This window comes from Gilliamella sp. ESL0441 (assembly GCF_019469185.1).
Taxonomy (GTDB): domain Bacteria; phylum Pseudomonadota; class Gammaproteobacteria; order Enterobacterales; family Orbaceae; genus Gilliamella.
The window spans coordinates 2,662,790-2,681,236 of record NZ_CP048264.1; the positions used below are offsets into that span (position 1 = coordinate 2,662,790).

Genomic DNA, 18,447 nt, shown 5'->3' on the forward strand with positions numbered 1-18,447 from the left:
TTTGCTAAGTGCAAGATTGAAAATAATGACTAGACATTAACGATCTTGCACTTATATCAATGTTTAATGCATATTAAACATTCATATTCATGATTTCTTGATAAGCCGCAACAAGTTTGTTACGAACTTGAATACCAAATTGAAGTGAAACTGTCGATTTTTGCATATTCACCATAACTTCATTTAAGGCAATATTGGGTTCACCCAGTTCAAACGCTTTTGCTTGATTTTGAGCCTGTATTTGCGTTTGGCTAATAGAATCCAACGCCATTTTTAGTTCAGTGGCAAAACTGGATTGATTGGAAATTGATTGTTTCTTTTCAAGCAGATTGGGGGCTTTTATCGATGAGAGAACGCTATTATCAAAATTATTTAAATTATTCATATGGTTAAAATATTAATCTTATTTAAATTGCTCAACTAATCCTCAATTTACCATACAACCAAAAATTTAAATGCCACAAGTAAGGGGAAAATCCTTTTCTTTTTTAGCTATTGATTTTTCTAAATACACAGATAATAAACTCTAGAATTCATCTAATTAGTTTAGAATTAGGATATTTATGACTAGCCAAACTGTCGGTAAAAAAGGCGAATCAATACTAAATAAGTTACCTTTTATCAATCAATTAAAACAAAATCCAAAAATGTTAATGCTTATTGCCGGCGTGGTGATATTAGCAATCTTAAGTATGGCTTACCTATGGATGAAAAATGACAATTATGGGGTTTTGTTCAGTAATTTAAACGACAAAGATGGCGGCGAAATTATCAGCCAACTTGATAAGATGAATATTCCTTATAAATTCACTTCATCAGGTTCAACCATCTTAATTCCTGAAGAAAAAGTTTACGATACACGTTTGCGTATTGCCCAATTAGGATTGCCAAAAGGGGGGGCTGTTGGCTTTGAATTGCTCGATAAAGAAAGTTTTGGGATGAGTCAATTCAACGAGCAGATCAATTATCAACGAGCCTTAGAAGGTGAACTATCCCGCACAATTGCAATCATTAGCAGTATTGATGATGCCAGAGTGCATTTAGCCATGCCTAAACCTTCATTATTCGTCAGAGAACGAAAATTTCCTTCAGCTTCTGTCGCATTAACCTTATTACCGGGGCGTAGTCTATCACAACGCCAAATTGATGCGATTATTCACCTTATTTCAAGTAGTGTACCGGAATTACAAGCCGACAAAGTTACCATTATCGATCAGAAAGGTAATTTACTCACCGGTGAAAATTATCGAGATAAAACATTCAATGTTGCTCATTTAGAGTTTAGTGAACAAATTGAAAATAGCGTTCGTGAGCGTGTGGAAAAAATTATTATTCCGATTTTAGGTAAAAAAAATGTCATGGTACAAGTCAATGCCGATATTGACTTTAGTCGACAAGAAACCACATCGGAAACCTTTGATCCAAATAGTGATCTGGCTAACCAAACTATTCGTAGCAAACAGCGAATCGAAAATCGTCAAGTGGGTCATAATGCTGGTGTAGGTGGTGTGCCTGGTGCGCTATCTAATCAACCTGCGCCAACCGCAAGTGCCCCAATTGATGAACAAGCCGAGTCGAAAGAACAAGATGATAAGCAAAAAATCTATAATTTACAGTCAAATAATACTTTAAATTACGAAGTTAATCGACAAGTTGTTCACAGTAAGATACCCGAAGGCAGAATCAAACGTTTATCGGTTGCCGTGTTAGTCAATTATAAATATGTTGAGCAAGATGCTAATCATTCAGATTCTGATGAGACAAACACTGTCTCTACAACATCTGAAACAGACAACAAACAAAATCAAACAAAGAACAAAACACCTCAATGGGTCAAACTGGATAATGAAGAGCTACAAAATATTGAAGCATTAGCACGTCAAGCAATGGGATATTCTGATTTACGTGGTGATACCTTAACAGTGGCTAATTTAAAATTTAGTCATCAACTTGATGATGAAGATGACGGATTGGCATTTTGGGAAACCCACCAATTTTATGAAAACACTAAATCAGGCATTAAATATCTGATCTATATTTTTATTGCGTGGATTGTTTGGCGAAAAGTATTACGTGGCGTTTGTATGAAGTTACAACGACAGTACTTCAATACACATGATAATACATCAGATGCTCAAACCGGTATCGATGAAAAATTAGATTACAAAGCGCACAGTAAACAACAACAGAAGATATTTGAAGATAATATGCAACAACAGCAATACATCCGTAAAATTGTTGAGAAGGATCCACGTGTCATGGCGTTAATTATTCGCAGCTGGATCAGTAAAGAGGACAGCAACGAATGAATTTAAATGAATCACAAAAAGCCGCAACAGTTTTAATGGTGTTAGGTGAAGAAATTGCTGCACAAGTGATGCAATATCTCAATCCTAAAGAGGTGCAACAAATCAGTAGTGCGATGATGTCTTTGCCACAGCTTTCACAAGAACAGTTAAAAGGTATTCTTAATGAATGCCAAAAAACACTCGAAGAGTGTGCGGTACTTAATACAGATACCAATGGCTACTTACGTTCAGTATTAGAAAAATCTATTGGTAGTGAAAAAGCTGGTCGTTTACTCGATGAGCTGTTAGGAAAAGATATTGAAGAAGCCACCGACGGTCTTGAAATGCTTAATTTTGTTGATGCTGCTCGAGCTGTTGATTTGGTTAAAAAAGAACATCCACAAATTATTGCCACTATTTTAGTCCATTTACACCGAGATTTAGCGGCGGAAATTCTTAATCTATTCGATGACGATTTACGTAATGATGTGATGTTACGTATTGCCACTTTTGGTGGTGTTGAACCTTCAGCACTCCGATTATTATCTACGTCATTATCAACATTATTACACGGACAAAATATTAAACTTAATAACTTAGGCGGAATCAGAACCGCAGCCGAAATCATTAACTTAATGAAGAGCCAACAAGAAGAGTTGGTTATCAATGCATTACGTGATTACGACAATGAACTTGCACAGAAAATTATTGATGAAATGTTCTTGTTTGAAAATCTGGTTGAAGTGGATGATAGAAGCATCCAACGTCTACTTAAAGATGTCGATAACGAGACGCTCATTATTGCATTAAAAGGTGCATCAATTGCATTACGTGACAAATTACTTAGCAACATGTCACAACGCGCAGCCTCTATTTTACGTGAAGATCTTGAAAACAGACCGCCGGTGCGCTTATCACAAGTGGAAACGGAGCAGAAGAAAATCTTGGTTATTGCGCGTCGCTTAGCTGAAACCGGTGAAGTGATCTTAAGTAGCGGTGACGACGAATATGTGTAATAGTTCAGATAAATTAAGCTGGGAACCCCTCTGTTTTCAGGATTTATCGTCATCAGACTTTTCACCATTAACACAACAATCTATGGCTACTCAGGTTGACGAAGTAGAAAGTGAGCCTGAGCCAGAACACATAGATGTTGTACCGGCTCCCTTTATCAGTGAAGAAGAGTTAGAACAGTTAAAGCAAGAAGCAAAATCACAAGCCTATCAAGAAGGATTCGAACAAGGTCATAAAGAGGGCTTTGAAAATGGCAAGCAATCTGGGTATGACCAAGGATATTTAGTTGGTCAACAGCAAGGTCGTGAACAGATTGAACAACAACTTGATGATGAAAAAAAGCAAGCTGTTCAAGCCATCACAGATTTAATCAACAATTTTGAGCAATCCATTAAAGAGATTGATGAATTAATTGTGCCCCAATTATTTGATTTGGCATTAGTTGCAGCACAAAAAACGGTTGGTAGCCTATCAAAAGTTAAACAAAAGCAATTAATGCACACAATTAATCAATTAGTTGAACAATGTTCCATGCTATCAGATCCGATTGTATTACGTCTTAACCCTGCTGATTTACGCTGGTTAGAACCGATGTTAAATGATGATATTAATCCACACCAATGGCAATTTATTGCTGATGCAAATGTCGAAGTAGGCGGATGTAAATTATTAACAGATACCAATGAAGTGAATAGCAATATAAATCAACATTGGCAAATGATGTCTGATCATTTACTAGGCGAGAACCATTAACGTGCGATACTCAAGCCAATGGTCAACCAAACTCCTTCAAGCAACAAAGCAGCTTAAAGATTTATCATTAATTCGTCATTATGGTCGATTAGTGAAAGCGTCTGGGCTAGTCCTTGAAGCCGTGGGATTAAAATTACCATTAGGCTCCAACTGTTATATTGAAAGACAGTGCCAAGGTCATATCGATGCCGTTGAATGCGAAGTGGTAGGGTTTAATGCACATACACTTTACCTAATGCCATTCGAATCTACTGACGGTATTTTACTGGGTGCAAGAGTGTACACCGCACAATACGATTTAGCCCATTTTAGTCACAAATTATTACCGGTTGGTATGACATTATTGGGACGAGTTGTTGACGCAATGGGAAAACCGTTAGACGGAAAACCCTTACCGGAAAATGTCGAGTATCAAGGCTTATCGAGTAAAACACTCAATCCATTACAACGCACGCCCATTCATCAAGTGCTCGATGTAGGGGTTAGAGCAATCAATGCTCTACTCACCGTTGGGCAAGGACAGCGAATGGGTTTATTTGCCGGTTCGGGCGTCGGTAAAAGTGTGTTACTCGGTATGATGGCACGCTACACCCAAGCAGATGTTATTGTCGTTGGTTTAATCGGCGAACGGGGACGAGAAGTTAAAGACTTTATCGAAAATATTTTAGGCGAAGAAGGACTGTCACGTGCTGTCGTGGTAGCAGCGCCAGCGGATGTATCACCACTCTTACGTTTACAAGGGGCGACTTACGCCACCAAAATTGCGGAATCTTTTCGTGAACAAGGGTTAAATGTCCTTTTAATTATGGATTCGCTCACTCGCTATGCAATGGCGCAGCGTGAAATTGCCTTAGCTATCGGTGAGCCACCAGCGACGAAAGGTTATCCCCCTTCAGTATTTGCTAAATTACCCGCTCTGGTTGAAAGAGCCGGTAATGATAATCATGGTAAAGGCGCGATTACCGCATTTTATACCGTTTTAACCGAAGGGGATGATCAACAAGATCCGATTGCTGATTCAGCCCGGGCTATTTTAGACGGGCACATCGTACTTTCACGCTCACTTGCTGAATCGGGTCATTATCCAGCTATTGATATAGAAGCCTCCATTAGCCGTGTTATGACGGATCTCACCGCGCCTGAAGATGAGAAAAAATCACGTCTGTTCAAACAACTGTTTTCGAGTTTTCAACGCAATCGTGATTTAATCAATGTTGGTGCTTATGTCGCCGGTACTGATCCTTTATTAGATAAAGCAATTACGCTATTTCCGGCTATGCAAACCTTTTTACAGCAAGGAATTAATGAACATTGTAGTTATCAAGAAGCCTATCAACAGCTAGTTGCAATTGTTGATCCTAACGCCATGGGATCGTAAGGAAGTATCATGAACAATAAAAATTCGACACAACATGCTTTTTTAACCTTGAAACAGTTAGCGCAAAAATCGATTGATGATAGTTTGATTCGATTAAAAAAAGCAAACGAAAGTCATCAACAAGCACAATCACAACTTAAGGTACTTAATGATTATTACGCTGAATATCAACAGCAATTAAATAGCGCTTTATCGAATGGTATTAAAGGATGCGAATTAACTAATTTTACCGCATTTATAGCCAATATTGAGCAAGGTATCGAACAACAAAAAAAATTGCTACTCACATTAGCGATTAAACAACAACAGATAACCAACGAACTTAATCAATCCAATAAAAGTTTGAATACCTATACCACGTTATTAGAAAAACAGCACAAAAAGCAGTTACAACTTCAAAATCGATTACAACAAAAAATGACGGATGAATTTGCCCAGCAACAGTTATCAAGGAGAATATTACATGAATATTAATTTAAATAGTGATATGCAATTAATATCAACGAATCTATCTAAACAACTTGATGAGGAAGCTAATGTAAATGATGCGAATCTTTTTCAGCAGTTATTGGCTGACAATGAAAAGCCGTTATCGCATCCAGAACAGCCAAATAACCTAAATCAAATTGACTATGAGGGATGTGAATTTGATGATCAAAACAATAGTCTTGATGGATTAATCTTCCCTGTTTTCCCTTATGATACCAGTATGATTCAGTCCGAAATGCGTGACAAATTACAGTCAAGTCATCTTTCATATCATCTTAATAGTGCAATCACTAACCCATTAAATGATGCAATCAATAGATTAAATTCTTTCGCATCAGACATCACTGATGAAGAGCAACGATTACCCGTTAATAGCATTGATGACTGTGAAGCAATAATCGATGAACGTTCATTGCAAATCAATATGGCAATAAAAGAGAGTAACCAAAATCATTTTAGTGCGAACTTAAATAACACTGAAACAGCAACTTTAATAAAGAGTTCAAATCATCAATTATCTACCGTAGCTAATGATAGTTTTCAACTAAATAGTGTTAAACAGGAATTACAATACCAACAACGTCCTGTCTCGACGCCTCTTATCACTAACGATATAACTTTCAATCAAGAGGCAGCAATAACCACATCGTCGCATGGACAAGACCCAGCAGGGTTAACCTTGACGCCCCCCAAAATCACTACATCGATAAACTTGCCTGTCGCCGTCACAAATCAACAGTGGTCGTCATCACTTACTGAGCAGATCATCATGTTTAATCGGCAAGGGATTCAAACGGCGAATATTAAACTTAATCCTCAAGAGCTAGGTTCATTACATATAAAACTGGATATGATAGAGGATAAAATGAACTTGCATATGATGGCTGCTCATGCCGTAGTCAAAAGCGTATTAGAATCTGCCTTACCCTATTTGAAAAGTTCGCTTGAAGAACAAGGTATCACACTAGAACAAGCCGATATTAGTGACTTCTCGATGATGAATGATGCTGATCAGTCGGCGCAATATCAACAAACAAAGAATCGTCAAACACCAATAATCGAACATTCAAACGTCATTGAGGAAATTCATCAACCTAATCAGGTTAGTAATCATTTAGCAAAATCTGGATTGAGTATATTTGCGTAAAGCTGAGTAAGGCATTGCATTTATTTTTTTAAATGATGAGAGAATAAAAAGGCTGAATAGGTGATATTTTTATCGCCTATTCTTCAAATCAATTCTGTCAGCTTGATTTATTATTCTTGTATTTTTAACCATTCAATTGGTTATTATTTTTCCAAATTTTAACTGAGATAAGAATAAACATGCCAACTTCCAAGAAAAAAGTGAGTATTTTAAACCTAATACTTATTATCATCACAATGTTAGCATTAGCAACAACTGCCTATTTATGGTTCCAAAATCAGTCTAAAAATACAATTAAAGCTAAAGAAGAGCCACCTGTTTTATCACCGGTATTTTTAACACTAAAACCGTTTACAATTTCATTACCAACTTCAGAAGATAGTACAGAAATTAACAAAGTTCTCTATGTTGGTATGGTATTACGTGTTGCTGACGAAGAACAAAAATCTGTGCTATTAGAATATTTACCAGAAGTCAGAAGCGATGTATTACTGTTAACGTCTAAACAATATGTCAATAATTTAAAGCTTGAAACAGGTAAACTTGATTTACAAGAGCAAATCAAAGTCGCCTTATCCAGAAAGTATGATCCTAAACATACGGTTAAGGTTGACGAAGTATTATTCACTGATTTTATAATACGGTGATTAACATGCCAGATAAGCACGAACCTAAGCCAGAAATAGATGATTCTTCTGATGAGTTATCACATTCAGAAGACATACTGATAACGCAAAACAAGAAAAATCCTGACAATCATTTATCTGCCAAAAAAATTGAAGTTAAACCTTATGATTTGTCAGTCAAACATAGTTTTATTCCTGAACGTTTAACTGCGTTAGAAATTGTGAATGAGCGCTTTGCTCGTCAATTTAGAATAGGTTTATTTAACTTATTAAGACGGAATACGGATGTTATTGCTTCTCCCATTGAACCTCAAACTTTTAAAGAGTTTTCACAAATTTCAGCAGCTAACCATTTAAATCTGGTTCATCTCAATCCATTACGAGGTTCAAGCCTATTTGCGTTTTCACCAGAGATTGTTTATACCGTGGTTGATACTTTATTTGGTGGTGATGGTCATGCTTCAAAACTCGATACAGAAGAACGGGAATTTACTCATACCGAACAGCAAATTATTAAACGGGTGCTCGAATTAGCATTAACGTTTTATCAAAATGCCTGGACAGATATATATTCTATTGAAACTGAATACATTCGTTCTGAAATGCAGAGCAAATTCACCAACATCACAAGTTCACCTGATGATGTCGTTTTAACATCAAACTTTAAAGTTGAGATTGGTAACTCTAAAACCACGTTCAGTATCTGTATTCCTTATTCAATGGTTGAACCCATCAAAGAGCTGTTAATAAAACCACCAATTGAACAACAATCGCATCAAGATGATAACATTTGGATGAGTTCATTAACCAGCGGCATCAAACAATCTACCATTGAATTAGTCGCTAACTTTACGACAATTCAAACAACAGTAGATAGGCTACTGGCGCTCAAAGTAGATGATATTTTAGTAATCGAAAAACCAACTCTTCTCGATGTAACTGTTGGTGGCGTACCTATTTTAAAAGGACACTACGGTAAAATTAATAAGCAATATGCTATCCAAGTAGAACAAGTAATTAATCCAGTATTAGAACAATTGAATGAAGGGGAATTCAATGACTGATAACAAACAAAATAATGACGAAAACCAAGCGAATGATACGACCAATGATGAGCTCATTACCAAAGAGGCAATCTTTGAAACGCTATCACCAAATCATGCACAAGATAACAAACAAGATATCAATCTTATTTTAGATATACCCGTTCATTTAAGTGTCGAACTTGGTCGAACAAAGATGGCAATTAAAGATTTACTCAATCTCACTCAAGGATCGGTAATTGCACTCGACGGATTAGCTGGTGAACCTTTAGATATTTTGATCAATGGTTATTTGATTGCGCAAGGCGAAATTGTCGTTGTTGGTGATAATTACGGTGTCCGTATTACCGACATTATAACACCATCTGAGCGTGTACGCAGATTGAGCCGTTAATAGCGATAAATCCGAAAAATATGACTCAGATCTCAACTAGCCAAACTATCACGAGCAATACTGTATCGTCATCATCTGAATTAAATCTTTACAGTCAAATGGGCACATCAATTGGCTCGGCGCTAATTGGTGTTATTTTTATGATTCTATTGTTAGGTTGGATAGTTAAACGTCTGGGCCATAATAAGAAACGCAATGCATATATTCATGTTAAAGCAACACATTGCATTAGCCCAAAAGAACGAATCATTTTAGTTGAGGTGGATAAGCAATTATTAGTTGTCGGTATCACTTCCCATCATATGACGTTGCTACATACCATTGATGAACAACGAGCAGAGAAATTATTATCACAATCAATATCTGTCGAAAAATCAATGGATAACAACCGGTTCAAGCAAGTCCTGCAATCAGCGTTAAAATCTAAAAAGGAGTGATCTCTTGTGCGGTTAAAAATTTTTATATTACTAACGACGTTACTAAGCTTATTGTTTTTTAGCCGATTTTGTTTTGCCGATCCTTCATCACTCCCGTTTATGACTGAAACAATTCAAAATGGTGAACATAGTTGGTCATTACCTGTTGAAACATTGGTATTTTTAACGTTACTGACGTTTATACCGGCTATTTTACTTTTGATGACCAGTTTTACCCGAATCATCATTGTATTGGGATTATTACGCAATGCGCTTGGCACGCAATCAGCCCCACCCAACCAAGTTATTTTGGGCATTGCACTATTTATGACATTTTTTATTATGTCACCGGTGATCGATAAAATTTATCAAGATGCTTATGTTCCTTATTCACAAAATCAAATCACGATGCAAGAAGGCTTAACAACAGCTGCAAAACCATTACGCGAATTTATGCTAAGCCAAACACGGGAAAATGATTTAGCCTTATTTATGAATATGTCTCATGTCAACGAAGTTGAAACACGAGAACAAGTGCCATTGAATGTACTAGTACCTGCCTTTGTCGTCAGTGAATTAAAAACAGCCTTCCAAATTGGTTTTACGATTTTTATTCCCTTTTTGGTCATTGATTTAGTCGTTGCAAGTACGTTAATGGCATTAGGGATGATGATGGTACCGCCTGCAACCGTATCACTCCCATTCAAATTAATGTTGTTTGTGTTAGCCGATGGTTGGCATTTGTTGTTAGGTTCACTAGCACAAAGCTTTTTCAGTTGAAAAGTAGAAATTAACGATTTTTATATTAAGGAAAATTATGTCACCTGATTCGATTAGTACACTTGCCATTCAAGCTGTCAAAGTCGCAGCCTCACTTGCTGGCCCCTTACTTTTAGCTGCGTTGGTGACTGGCTTGATTATTAGTTTATTACAAGCTGCAACACAAATTAACGAAATGACCTTATCTTTCATTCCTAAAATTTTAGCAGTAATTGTCGTCTTAATTGTTTTAGGGCCGTCAATGCTATCAACAATGACTGACTATATTAAAATTGTTATTACCAACATTCCAAATCTAACCAGCTAAATTTAATGGAATTTGATATTAATTATCTATTTGATATTGATTTTTTTTCTTGGGTCAAAAATGCGTTTTTACCGTTTGTGCGTATTTTATCGCTAATTATGGTTGCCCCGATTACTGGCGAAAAAGAGGTACCTAACCGAGTCAAAATCAGTTTAGCTTTACTCATTGCTCTTTTACTACCATTACCCCCTTCCAATGAGCCTTTAACACTTTATTCGTTAATGGGTATTTGGATGATTGCGCAGCAAATTATTATCGGTGTGTTGATTGGTCTTGCTATGCAACTTGCCTTTATGACCATGAGAGTAGCTGGTGAATTAATTGGTATGCAAATGGGGCTAGGTATGGCTACTTTTTTTGATCCTATTGGTGGACCGTCAACTTCAGTATTGTCGCGTTTCATCAATATTATCGCTTTATTGATTTTTCTTAGTTTAGATTGTCATTTATGGTTATTGTATGGACTAGCCAATAGTTTTGACATCATTCCAATAACAACTTTACCGTTAAAAGCAAATGGCGTTCTTACTTTGATTGATATCAGCCGATTACTATTTATCAATGGGATAATGTTAGCATTACCCTTAATGGCTTTGTTATTAATTATCAATATGGCGTTAGGGCTGTTAAATAGAATGACTCCTCAACTATCCATTTTTGTTATTGGTTATCCCCTAACCTTATTATTAGGATTAATCATGCTAACTTATTTAATGTCGATGTTACCCGCTTTTGCCGAATTTGTTTTTGAACAGATATTTGAATATATATCAACAATGCTAACAGCATTAGCTGGTTAAATAGTTTAAGCAATGTATCTTAAGGTACGGCGATGAACAGTTATTACATATTGAATTTATAAAAATGATAATTCATTCTAAGTAATAAAACTATCGGAGGGAAACCTTTTGAAGGTTGGTTAAATAAAAAAATATCCATGCGGTAGCTTAACAAATAGAATGGGTATCTTCAGTTAAATTACCGCATAAATTATCATTATTTTTATCTACTTTTAAGCTCTTCTCGAGTCATTTTTTTCATTTTTTGTTCGATTCGTTGACGTTTTAAAGGAGAAAGATAATCAACAAATAGTTTACCTTTTAAATGATCCATTTCATGTTGAATACAAATCGCAAGAAGCTCATCAGCATCAATTTGGTAAGGATTTCCATTGCGATCGAGCGCATTGATTTTAATTTTTTCTGCTCTTGGTACAAATCCACGACAATCAGGTATCGACAAGCAACCTTCTTCTATGCCTGTTTCTCCTTCTTGACTAATCACTTCTGGATTAATGATTACATAAACATTACTGCGATCTTCTGATACGTCAATCACAATAATTTGTTCATGTACATTGACTTGAGTGGCAGCAAGCCCAATACCATTTTGCTCATACATGGTTTCTATCATATCATCAATGATGGTCTGTAATTCGGGCGTAAATGCTGTGACAGGTTTTGCAATTTTGCGTAATCGCTCATCAGGAAAACGTAATACCGGTAAAATAGCCATAAATTCTTCGATCTACTCCTCAAATGTAAGATTTTTCAGATTCAAGTACATTGTAAACATTTATGATGATGGTGAATAGCATTTGTTAGCTATTGATAAAATATATCTAACCAATTCACGAAATCACATCTAATTAAAATGAATAAACACTATGATGAGTAAATATGAGTTCTTATTACGAATTTCAATGCTTGGACAGGGAAAACTCGCTATTTTTAAGAAAATTAGTCACCTTTTTTCTAAAGGTTTACCAAATACAATTAAAGATGTTGCGTTTTTTCTGGATAAACTTGGATTAAATGCAACTCAACAAGAACGTTTTTTGGCAACCTCTTACCTTCATTTTGAACCTGTACTTGATTGGCTCAATAGTAATGGTTTACCTAAAACACTTATTGCCTATTGTGATCCTGATTATCCACCACTGCTCAAACAAATTAGTGCCTCGCCTTTATTACTATTTGTTATGGGCAATAAACAGTTACTGCAAACGCCTCAAATAGCGATGGTTGGTAGTCGGCAATTTAGTGATTATGGCGCACAATGGGGACGCTATTTTGCGGGTGAATTAGCGATTAATGGTTTAACAGTAACAAGCGGTTTAGCATTGGGACTAGATGCAATCTGTCATCGAGGAGCACTTGAAGTATCAGGACACACTATAGCTGTTTTAGGTAGCGGTCTAGCTAAAATTGCGCCACGATCAAACTTAAAACTTGCCCATGACATATTGGCGCAAAATGGCGCTTTAGTTTCTGAATTTTTGCCCTTTGAAGCAGCAAGATCAGAATATTTTCCAAGACGAAACCGGATAATAAGCGGATTAAGTCTGGGTACTTTTGTTGTTGAAGCCTCAGAAAAAAGTGGTTCATTGATTACCGCCCGTTATGCACTTGAGCAAAACCGTGATGTTTTTGCCTTACCTGGAGAAATCAACAATGAAAACAGTAGTGGTACTCATGCTTTAATCCAACAAGGAGCCTATTTAGTCACTAAACCAACCGATATTTTAGAGCACTATTGTGGTTATTTATCAACTATCAAGCCGTTAACAGTCCAATCTGTCGAAACCGTTGAAACTATTTTATATCCTGAAATTTTTGCTTTGATTCATCATCAGCCTATTCCCGTTGATATTATTGCTCAACAGCTAAATATATCAATTCCTGATTTGACAATTAAATTGTTAGATATGGAACTTGCTGGTTTAATTAAAACGATAACTGGCGGGTATATACGTAATCGAACGCTTTGATTTAAACATATCATAGATTCATGATATGTTACAGTTAAGACATCCGCCGATTTATAGCGACGGATGATTACTTATGAGCGTTTTACTCTTCTCCAATTTCTAAAGCGATTTCTGACAAAATAATACCGGTATTATCAGCATAAACAAAATCACCAGAAAAGAAAGTCACACCGCCAAAATTGACTCTAATGTCTACTTCGCCAATACCTTGATCTTCTGCACCTACGGGTATCGCCGCTAACGCTTGAATACCAATATCTGCTTCTGCCAGATAATCCACTTGTCGAACTGCGCCATAGACAATGATACCTTCCCACTGATTTTGAACAGCAATATCAATCAGCTCTGCATCAATCAATGCTCGACGAACTGAACCACCACCATCAATGACTAATATTTTACCAGCACCATTAGATTGCAAGATTTCGTATAATAATCCGTTATCCTCAAAACATTTAACTGTTACGGCTTGACCTGAAAATGATGCAACCCCACCAAAATTAGTGAAAATTGGTTCTACTACGTTAACATCTTCTGGATAATAATCACAAAGAATTGAAGTATCAAACTCCATTGCCAAGCCTCCTTTAGCCTTTATATTTTAGTTTATTTAGTATAACGCTTACCTAGAATTACACGATACCGAATTTAAATAAACGTGAGCTAGTTCAAAATAATACCCAAACAATAAAGTAAATTAGTGAATAATGCAAGTTTGACCATCTGTAATAATAAAGGGATAGCATCCTTAGCCACCTTAAATCGAAAAACAGCATAAATATGATAAATAAATAACGGTAGCGTTATCAAAAATAACCATCGCCAAATGGTGTGTAACTGATGACTGGCAAAGAGTACCAACAAAATAAATGCTGTCATGATTAAAAATAAATGATAAAAGCGAGCTTTGGTTTGTCCCATTAAGACCACTAACGTACGTTTATGGCAATTTCGATCGCTATCAATATCACGCAAATTGTTGATATTTAAAACCGCTACTGACAATAATCCACAACCTAAAGCAGGTAGCATAATTGCGCCAGTTAATGACTTTGTTTGTAAATAATAACTTCCCATTACACCAATAAGTCCAAAAAATATTAAAACAGATATATCGCCAAAACCACTATAGCCATAAGGTTTATTGCCAATAGTATAGGTAATAGCGGCAATGATAGATATCAAACCTAGTATTATAAAACTCAATAGTTCATATCGGTTGTTGCAAGCTACAAGTAATAGACATAACCCGGATAAAATACAAAAAATAATATTGATGATTAACGCTATTTTTAACTGTTTTAACGTGATTAACCCGAGTTGAATACCTCGGGTGTGGGCTTTTATATTGTATTTATCGCTTCCTTTTACTGCATCCCCATAATCATTAGCTAAATTTGACAAAATTTGCAATAACGAGGCTGTAATGATAGATAATAGCATAATCCAAAAATCAAATTGTTGTTGCCAATAAGCAAGCGCATTACCAACTAATATTGCACATAAAGAGAGGGGTAAGGTTTTTAATCGAAGACTAATAATCCATGGATAATATTTCATTAACAACAACACATTATTTATTTGATAACAACAAGCTAAAGATCATAACAGGAAAAACCAATAAATCGACATTGATAATGAAAATCTTTTTTAGTGATGCATTACGCAAATTAACATTCGTTAATTGTCATCACTTTTAAGACAATTAACGAATAATTTGAGGATTGAATCTTAACAAATAAAATTCAAATAAATAAAATGAAATTAACATTAAGATTTCAGACTAGTTTTTCTCTTTCTGAAAAATTTGCGAATTCGACCTTCTCTCAATGCTGCAACAAGAATACCCATTACACTGTATATCGCACCTAATAAGAGTATCATCAATATATTATGCCAATTATCAGTTAGTCCAAGTCCCATTTGATTCACACCTGCAATCATGTTAGTCGCCCATGTTGATGGTAGTAAATAAGAGACAAACTGAACCCAATGTGGCATTGCATCGATTGGCCAAATGGTACCGGATAGATAAAAAACAGGGGTCGTCAAAAATGCTAATGTTAAATATATCATTTCGGTTTTGCGTAAACACTCAGTCAATAATTTACTCAATCCCAATGCACCGAGTAATAATGGAAATGTCATAATTAATATTTCGGTGAGGCTAGCTAACTGACGATAACCCAGTACCCAAGGCCATAATCCAAAAAGCACGATGGATAAAAATAACCAAATTGGTAATAAACCACATAAACTACCAAAAATAACTATTCTAGGCGGCCTACCTTGTGGTAATGAATTTAACGTAATATTAGTCCGAGTTGCAGCAATTAAAAATGAATGTTGCAAAAGCATAACTAGTAAACCAGGAAAAGTAATAGCCGCAAAACTAATTCCTGCATTATACAGCGGTTCTGTTTGACCTTTTATAGGTGATAAGATGATATTAATCTGTTTACCCGAAAAACCCGCATCACGCATTATTCGAGTATTATATTCAGTTAATATTTGCTGATAAATTCCTCTTATATCAACTTGTATCAAACCATTAGCTAACCGACTGGATGCATCACCGTAAGCAGGTATAGTCACTTCTTCACCATTTAATAATTTTTTCTCAAAATTTCTTGGTATGGTAAATACTGCAAATAATTTGCGATTATTTATATCATTATAGGCTTGTATTGAATTTTCATAAGTAATTACATCAATTTTTGAACTGGTATTCAATGCACGGACTAAATTTCGACTTGTAGCGGAATGATCCTGATCGACTATTGCCACCGGTAAATTAGTAATAGTGCCATTAATATAAACTAAGCTCATTAATAAAACTGATAAAAGTAACAATAACCACATTGGTCGCATCAACATGTAGAAGAAAAGTTTTATAAATGAAGACCAAAATATTTTCATCATTTAACTGACCCTTTCTTGTTGATGTAAGCGTTTAACTAAACGTTTTCTGACTAATACGGTTATAATTATTGGATAAATCATTAAAATACCGCAGGTTTTCAAAATAGAAAGATAGCTTGAATGCCGTAAAAAGAGATCAAATAATTTATTTAGTGCATAAGTTAATGGCTCAAGTGAAGAAATAAATCTGGCTATCCATGGCATTGAAAGTTCGGGCACAACAATACCTGAATAGGTCAATGCCAATCCGACTAGCACACCGATATAGGTATACGCATCAATAGCCGTTTTCGTAAAGGTATACAGTAAAATACCAATACTTTGTGCCGCTATGACATAAAAAAACACCACCGTCATCATCGCAAACGGGGATCCTGATACCCTGGCATGCGAAAACAGAACTAACATCGCAATTTCGAAAATGAGTAACATAGTATACCAAATGGTATAAGGCGCTAATTTTCCAAGCACAAAGGGATAACTAGGACGTGTTCGTTTAGGTAATTGCGATAAAATATAAATTGTTGTGGTAACAACAAATAGCTGCAATAAATGGACTACCGCCGAAAACTGTTGAAAGTACATGGAATTACCACTGGCATTAAATAGCCCATCATAATTAAAATTTACTTTGGCTAGTGGAGGAACGGGTAATCCAATACTGGTGGCTAAAGTCGTTCGATATTCAGTATTTAAAGCGGCAATCAACCCCGAATAATCCATAATGGAGTATAACCCTGCGCTATAATATAACGCATTATAATAAAGCATAGGGGTTGGTTGACGACCAGATAATACATCCGCTTCAAAATTAGGTGGAATATATAATATGGCGTAAATTTTTGCTTCTTGCAAATCTCGTTCAGCGATTGAAAGCTGACTATCATAGTTAATCAGGTTTGCATGAGCGCCAGCATTCAAATTACGAACTATTTCACGTGACAATACACTTTTATCTTGATCTACATAACCAACAGGCAAATCAAATAAAACTCCTCGATAAAAAATACTGCTGATTAAAACAAAAATAATCAGTGGCAATATCCACATTAACCAATGAGAAGTGAAACGTTTAAAAATTTGTGCTACTTCATCATTGAATGCATCTTTAAAACGTGTCCAGAAATCCAACATTAGTTGTCCAATTTCCATAAAGTGCTCATCCCTGCACGTAAACCTTCAATCTGATTAACTGGATATAATCGAACTTCAAACGTTTTTAAATCAAAATCACCCGTTGCACGTGTAGCACGTTTAGTTGCATAGTCACCCATTGGGGCAATGTAACGAACTTCTGCTTCGATTTCTTTATTTCCTAGTGCAGGCACTTCTAATTTAATACGATCCCCTTTGTGAACATTTGGCATAATATTTTCTCGAAGATTAAACACAAAGTAGGCATCCGGTAAGCGAATCACCGTTAATAAAGGACTATTCGCATTAAATAGTTCCCCTACTTCAGCCGGTATTGAACCAACTTCACCACCAACAGGGGCTTTAACTTGTAAATCGTCGTACTGAATTTGGAGCTGTTTTAGCTGCTCTTCGGCCTCTTTTAATTTCGCTGCATAAATTTCACGCTGCTCAATACGATCACCATTTTTAGCTTGATCTAAATTAGCTTGTGCTGATTGAACTTGTTGAAAAGCTGCATCACGAGTTTTTAACGCACTGTCTAAGATTGACTGTGATACATAACCTTTAGCTGAGATAGTTTTATTACGATTATACTCTTTCAGCGCATTATCATAAGTTACTTTAGCTTGCTCAAGTAACGCTTCATAATAACGAATACTTTCTTCTCGTGTTCCATGATTTGATAACGCAACCTGAGCTTGGGCTTGATCACGAGCTGCTTCGGCGGCTTTTACTTGAGCTAGTAGCTCCGGACTATCAAGTGTGATAAGTAAATCATTTGGTTTAACATCATCGCCACGATTGACATGGATAAGCTGTACACGCCCCTTAGCTTTCGACGCAACACTAACATTAGGAGCATCCACCTCACCTTGCAAAATAAGCTGACTATTGTGTGAGCGTATTAAAATCGTCACTGAAATTAAAATAACGATTAACGCAAAACTAATAAATATTTTTTTATTCATAAAATTCTTTAGTGT

The 18,447-nt window shown here is 35.9% G+C and carries 21 protein-coding genes; 14 read left to right on the forward strand and 7 right to left on the reverse strand.

Features of this window, described 5'->3' with window-relative positions:
• Nucleotides 1-73 precede the first annotated feature (73 nt).
• Complete coding sequence (gene fliE / locus GYM75_RS11810) at nt 74-385, reverse strand: flagellar hook-basal body complex protein FliE (RefSeq protein WP_220216117.1); 312 nt, start codon at nt 383-385, stop codon at nt 74-76.
• 178 nt (nt 386-563) lie between these two features.
• On the opposite strand from fliE, the gene fliF reads away from it, so the two are divergent.
• The 13 genes from fliF to fliR all read left to right on the forward strand — a co-directional run bounded on the left by fliF (nt 564) and on the right by fliR (nt 11,435).
• Entirely contained in the window at nt 564-2,309 is a 1,746-nt protein-coding gene (gene fliF, locus GYM75_RS11815; protein WP_220216118.1) for a flagellar basal-body MS-ring/collar protein FliF, read from the forward strand.
• Nucleotides 2,306-3,304: a flagellar motor switch protein FliG gene (gene fliG / locus GYM75_RS11820; RefSeq protein ID WP_220216119.1), complete on the forward strand. Its 999-nt coding sequence runs from the start codon at nt 2,306-2,308 to the stop codon at nt 3,302-3,304. The genes fliF and fliG overlap by 4 nt, the downstream gene beginning before the upstream one ends.
• Complete coding sequence (locus tag GYM75_RS11825; protein ID WP_220216120.1) at nt 3,297-4,055, forward strand: FliH/SctL family protein; 759 nt, start codon at nt 3,297-3,299, stop codon at nt 4,053-4,055. The genes fliG and GYM75_RS11825 overlap by 8 nt, the downstream gene beginning before the upstream one ends.
• Complete coding sequence (gene fliI, locus GYM75_RS11830; protein WP_370632185.1) at nt 4,051-5,433, forward strand: flagellar protein export ATPase FliI; 1,383 nt, start codon at nt 4,051-4,053, stop codon at nt 5,431-5,433. Before GYM75_RS11825 ends, fliI begins: the two co-directional genes overlap by 5 nt.
• A 9-nt stretch (nt 5,434-5,442) precedes the next feature.
• Nucleotides 5,443-5,907 carry a flagellar export protein FliJ gene (gene fliJ / locus GYM75_RS11835; protein ID WP_220216122.1) on the forward strand — a complete coding sequence of 155 codons (465 nt, stop codon included), beginning with the start codon at nt 5,443-5,445 and terminating at the stop codon, nt 5,905-5,907.
• On the forward strand, nt 5,897-7,069 hold the full coding sequence (locus GYM75_RS11840; RefSeq protein ID WP_220216123.1) for a flagellar hook-length control protein FliK: 1,173 nt from the start codon (nt 5,897-5,899) through the stop codon (nt 7,067-7,069). The genes fliJ and GYM75_RS11840 overlap by 11 nt, the downstream gene beginning before the upstream one ends.
• A gap of 179 nt (nt 7,070-7,248) precedes the next feature.
• Entirely contained in the window at nt 7,249-7,716 is a 468-nt protein-coding gene (locus GYM75_RS11845; protein WP_220216124.1) for a flagellar basal body-associated FliL family protein, read from the forward strand.
• 5 nt (nt 7,717-7,721) lie between these two features.
• Nucleotides 7,722-8,759, forward strand: a complete 1,038-nt coding sequence (fliM, locus tag GYM75_RS11850; RefSeq protein ID WP_220216125.1) for a flagellar motor switch protein FliM — start codon at nt 7,722-7,724, stop codon at nt 8,757-8,759.
• Entirely contained in the window at nt 8,752-9,132 is a 381-nt protein-coding gene (gene fliN / locus GYM75_RS11855; protein ID WP_220216126.1) for a flagellar motor switch protein FliN, read from the forward strand. Before fliM ends, fliN begins: the two co-directional genes overlap by 8 nt.
• Nucleotides 9,133-9,152: 20 nt before the next feature.
• Nucleotides 9,153-9,569, forward strand: coding sequence for a flagellar biosynthetic protein FliO (gene fliO, locus GYM75_RS11860; protein ID WP_220216127.1), 417 nt, complete (start codon nt 9,153-9,155; stop codon nt 9,567-9,569).
• Nucleotides 9,570-9,575: 6 nt separating this feature from the next.
• Nucleotides 9,576-10,328 (forward strand): flagellar type III secretion system pore protein FliP, encoded by a 753-nt coding sequence (fliP, locus tag GYM75_RS11865; protein WP_370632129.1) that lies wholly within the window; start codon nt 9,576-9,578, stop codon nt 10,326-10,328.
• Between the two features lie 37 nt (nt 10,329-10,365).
• Nucleotides 10,366-10,635 carry a flagellar biosynthesis protein FliQ gene (gene fliQ, locus GYM75_RS11870; protein WP_065558107.1) on the forward strand — a complete coding sequence of 90 codons (270 nt, stop codon included), beginning with the start codon at nt 10,366-10,368 and terminating at the stop codon, nt 10,633-10,635.
• A gap of 5 nt (nt 10,636-10,640) precedes the next feature.
• Nucleotides 10,641-11,435, forward strand: a complete 795-nt coding sequence (gene fliR, locus GYM75_RS11875; protein ID WP_220216128.1) for a flagellar biosynthetic protein FliR — start codon at nt 10,641-10,643, stop codon at nt 11,433-11,435.
• Between the two features lie 202 nt (nt 11,436-11,637).
• On the opposite strand, the gene def is transcribed toward fliR, so the two are convergent.
• Nucleotides 11,638-12,150, reverse strand: coding sequence for a peptide deformylase (def, locus tag GYM75_RS11880; protein ID WP_220216129.1), 513 nt, complete (start codon nt 12,148-12,150; stop codon nt 11,638-11,640).
• A 151-nt stretch (nt 12,151-12,301) separates the two neighbouring features.
• Between def and dprA the strand changes: the two genes are divergently transcribed.
• Complete coding sequence (dprA, locus tag GYM75_RS11885) at nt 12,302-13,405, forward strand: DNA-processing protein DprA (RefSeq protein ID WP_220216130.1); 1,104 nt, start codon at nt 12,302-12,304, stop codon at nt 13,403-13,405.
• 82 nt (nt 13,406-13,487) lie between these two features.
• Here dprA and rraA read toward each other — a convergent pair whose 3' ends face one another.
• From rraA to GYM75_RS11910, 5 genes are all read right to left on the reverse strand, one after another.
• Complete coding sequence (gene rraA, locus GYM75_RS11890) at nt 13,488-13,979, reverse strand: ribonuclease E activity regulator RraA (RefSeq protein ID WP_220216131.1); 492 nt, start codon at nt 13,977-13,979, stop codon at nt 13,488-13,490.
• 89 nt (nt 13,980-14,068) lie between these two features.
• Nucleotides 14,069-14,965 carry a 1,4-dihydroxy-2-naphthoate polyprenyltransferase gene (locus GYM75_RS11895; RefSeq protein WP_220216132.1) on the reverse strand — a complete coding sequence of 299 codons (897 nt, stop codon included), beginning with the start codon at nt 14,963-14,965 and terminating at the stop codon, nt 14,069-14,071.
• Nucleotides 14,966-15,175: 210 nt separating this feature from the next.
• A complete protein-coding gene (locus GYM75_RS11900) occupies nt 15,176-16,324 on the reverse strand; it encodes an ABC transporter permease (protein ID WP_363317406.1) in 1,149 nt (382 codons plus the stop codon).
• Between the two features lie 3 nt (nt 16,325-16,327).
• Nucleotides 16,328-17,479: an ABC transporter permease gene (locus GYM75_RS11905; RefSeq protein ID WP_220216134.1), complete on the reverse strand. Its 1,152-nt coding sequence runs from the start codon at nt 17,477-17,479 to the stop codon at nt 16,328-16,330.
• On the reverse strand, nt 17,461-18,432 hold the full coding sequence (locus tag GYM75_RS11910) for an HlyD family secretion protein (protein WP_220216135.1): 972 nt from the start codon (nt 18,430-18,432) through the stop codon (nt 17,461-17,463). Before GYM75_RS11910 ends, GYM75_RS11905 begins: the two co-directional genes overlap by 19 nt.
• Nucleotides 18,433-18,447 lie beyond the last annotated feature (15 nt).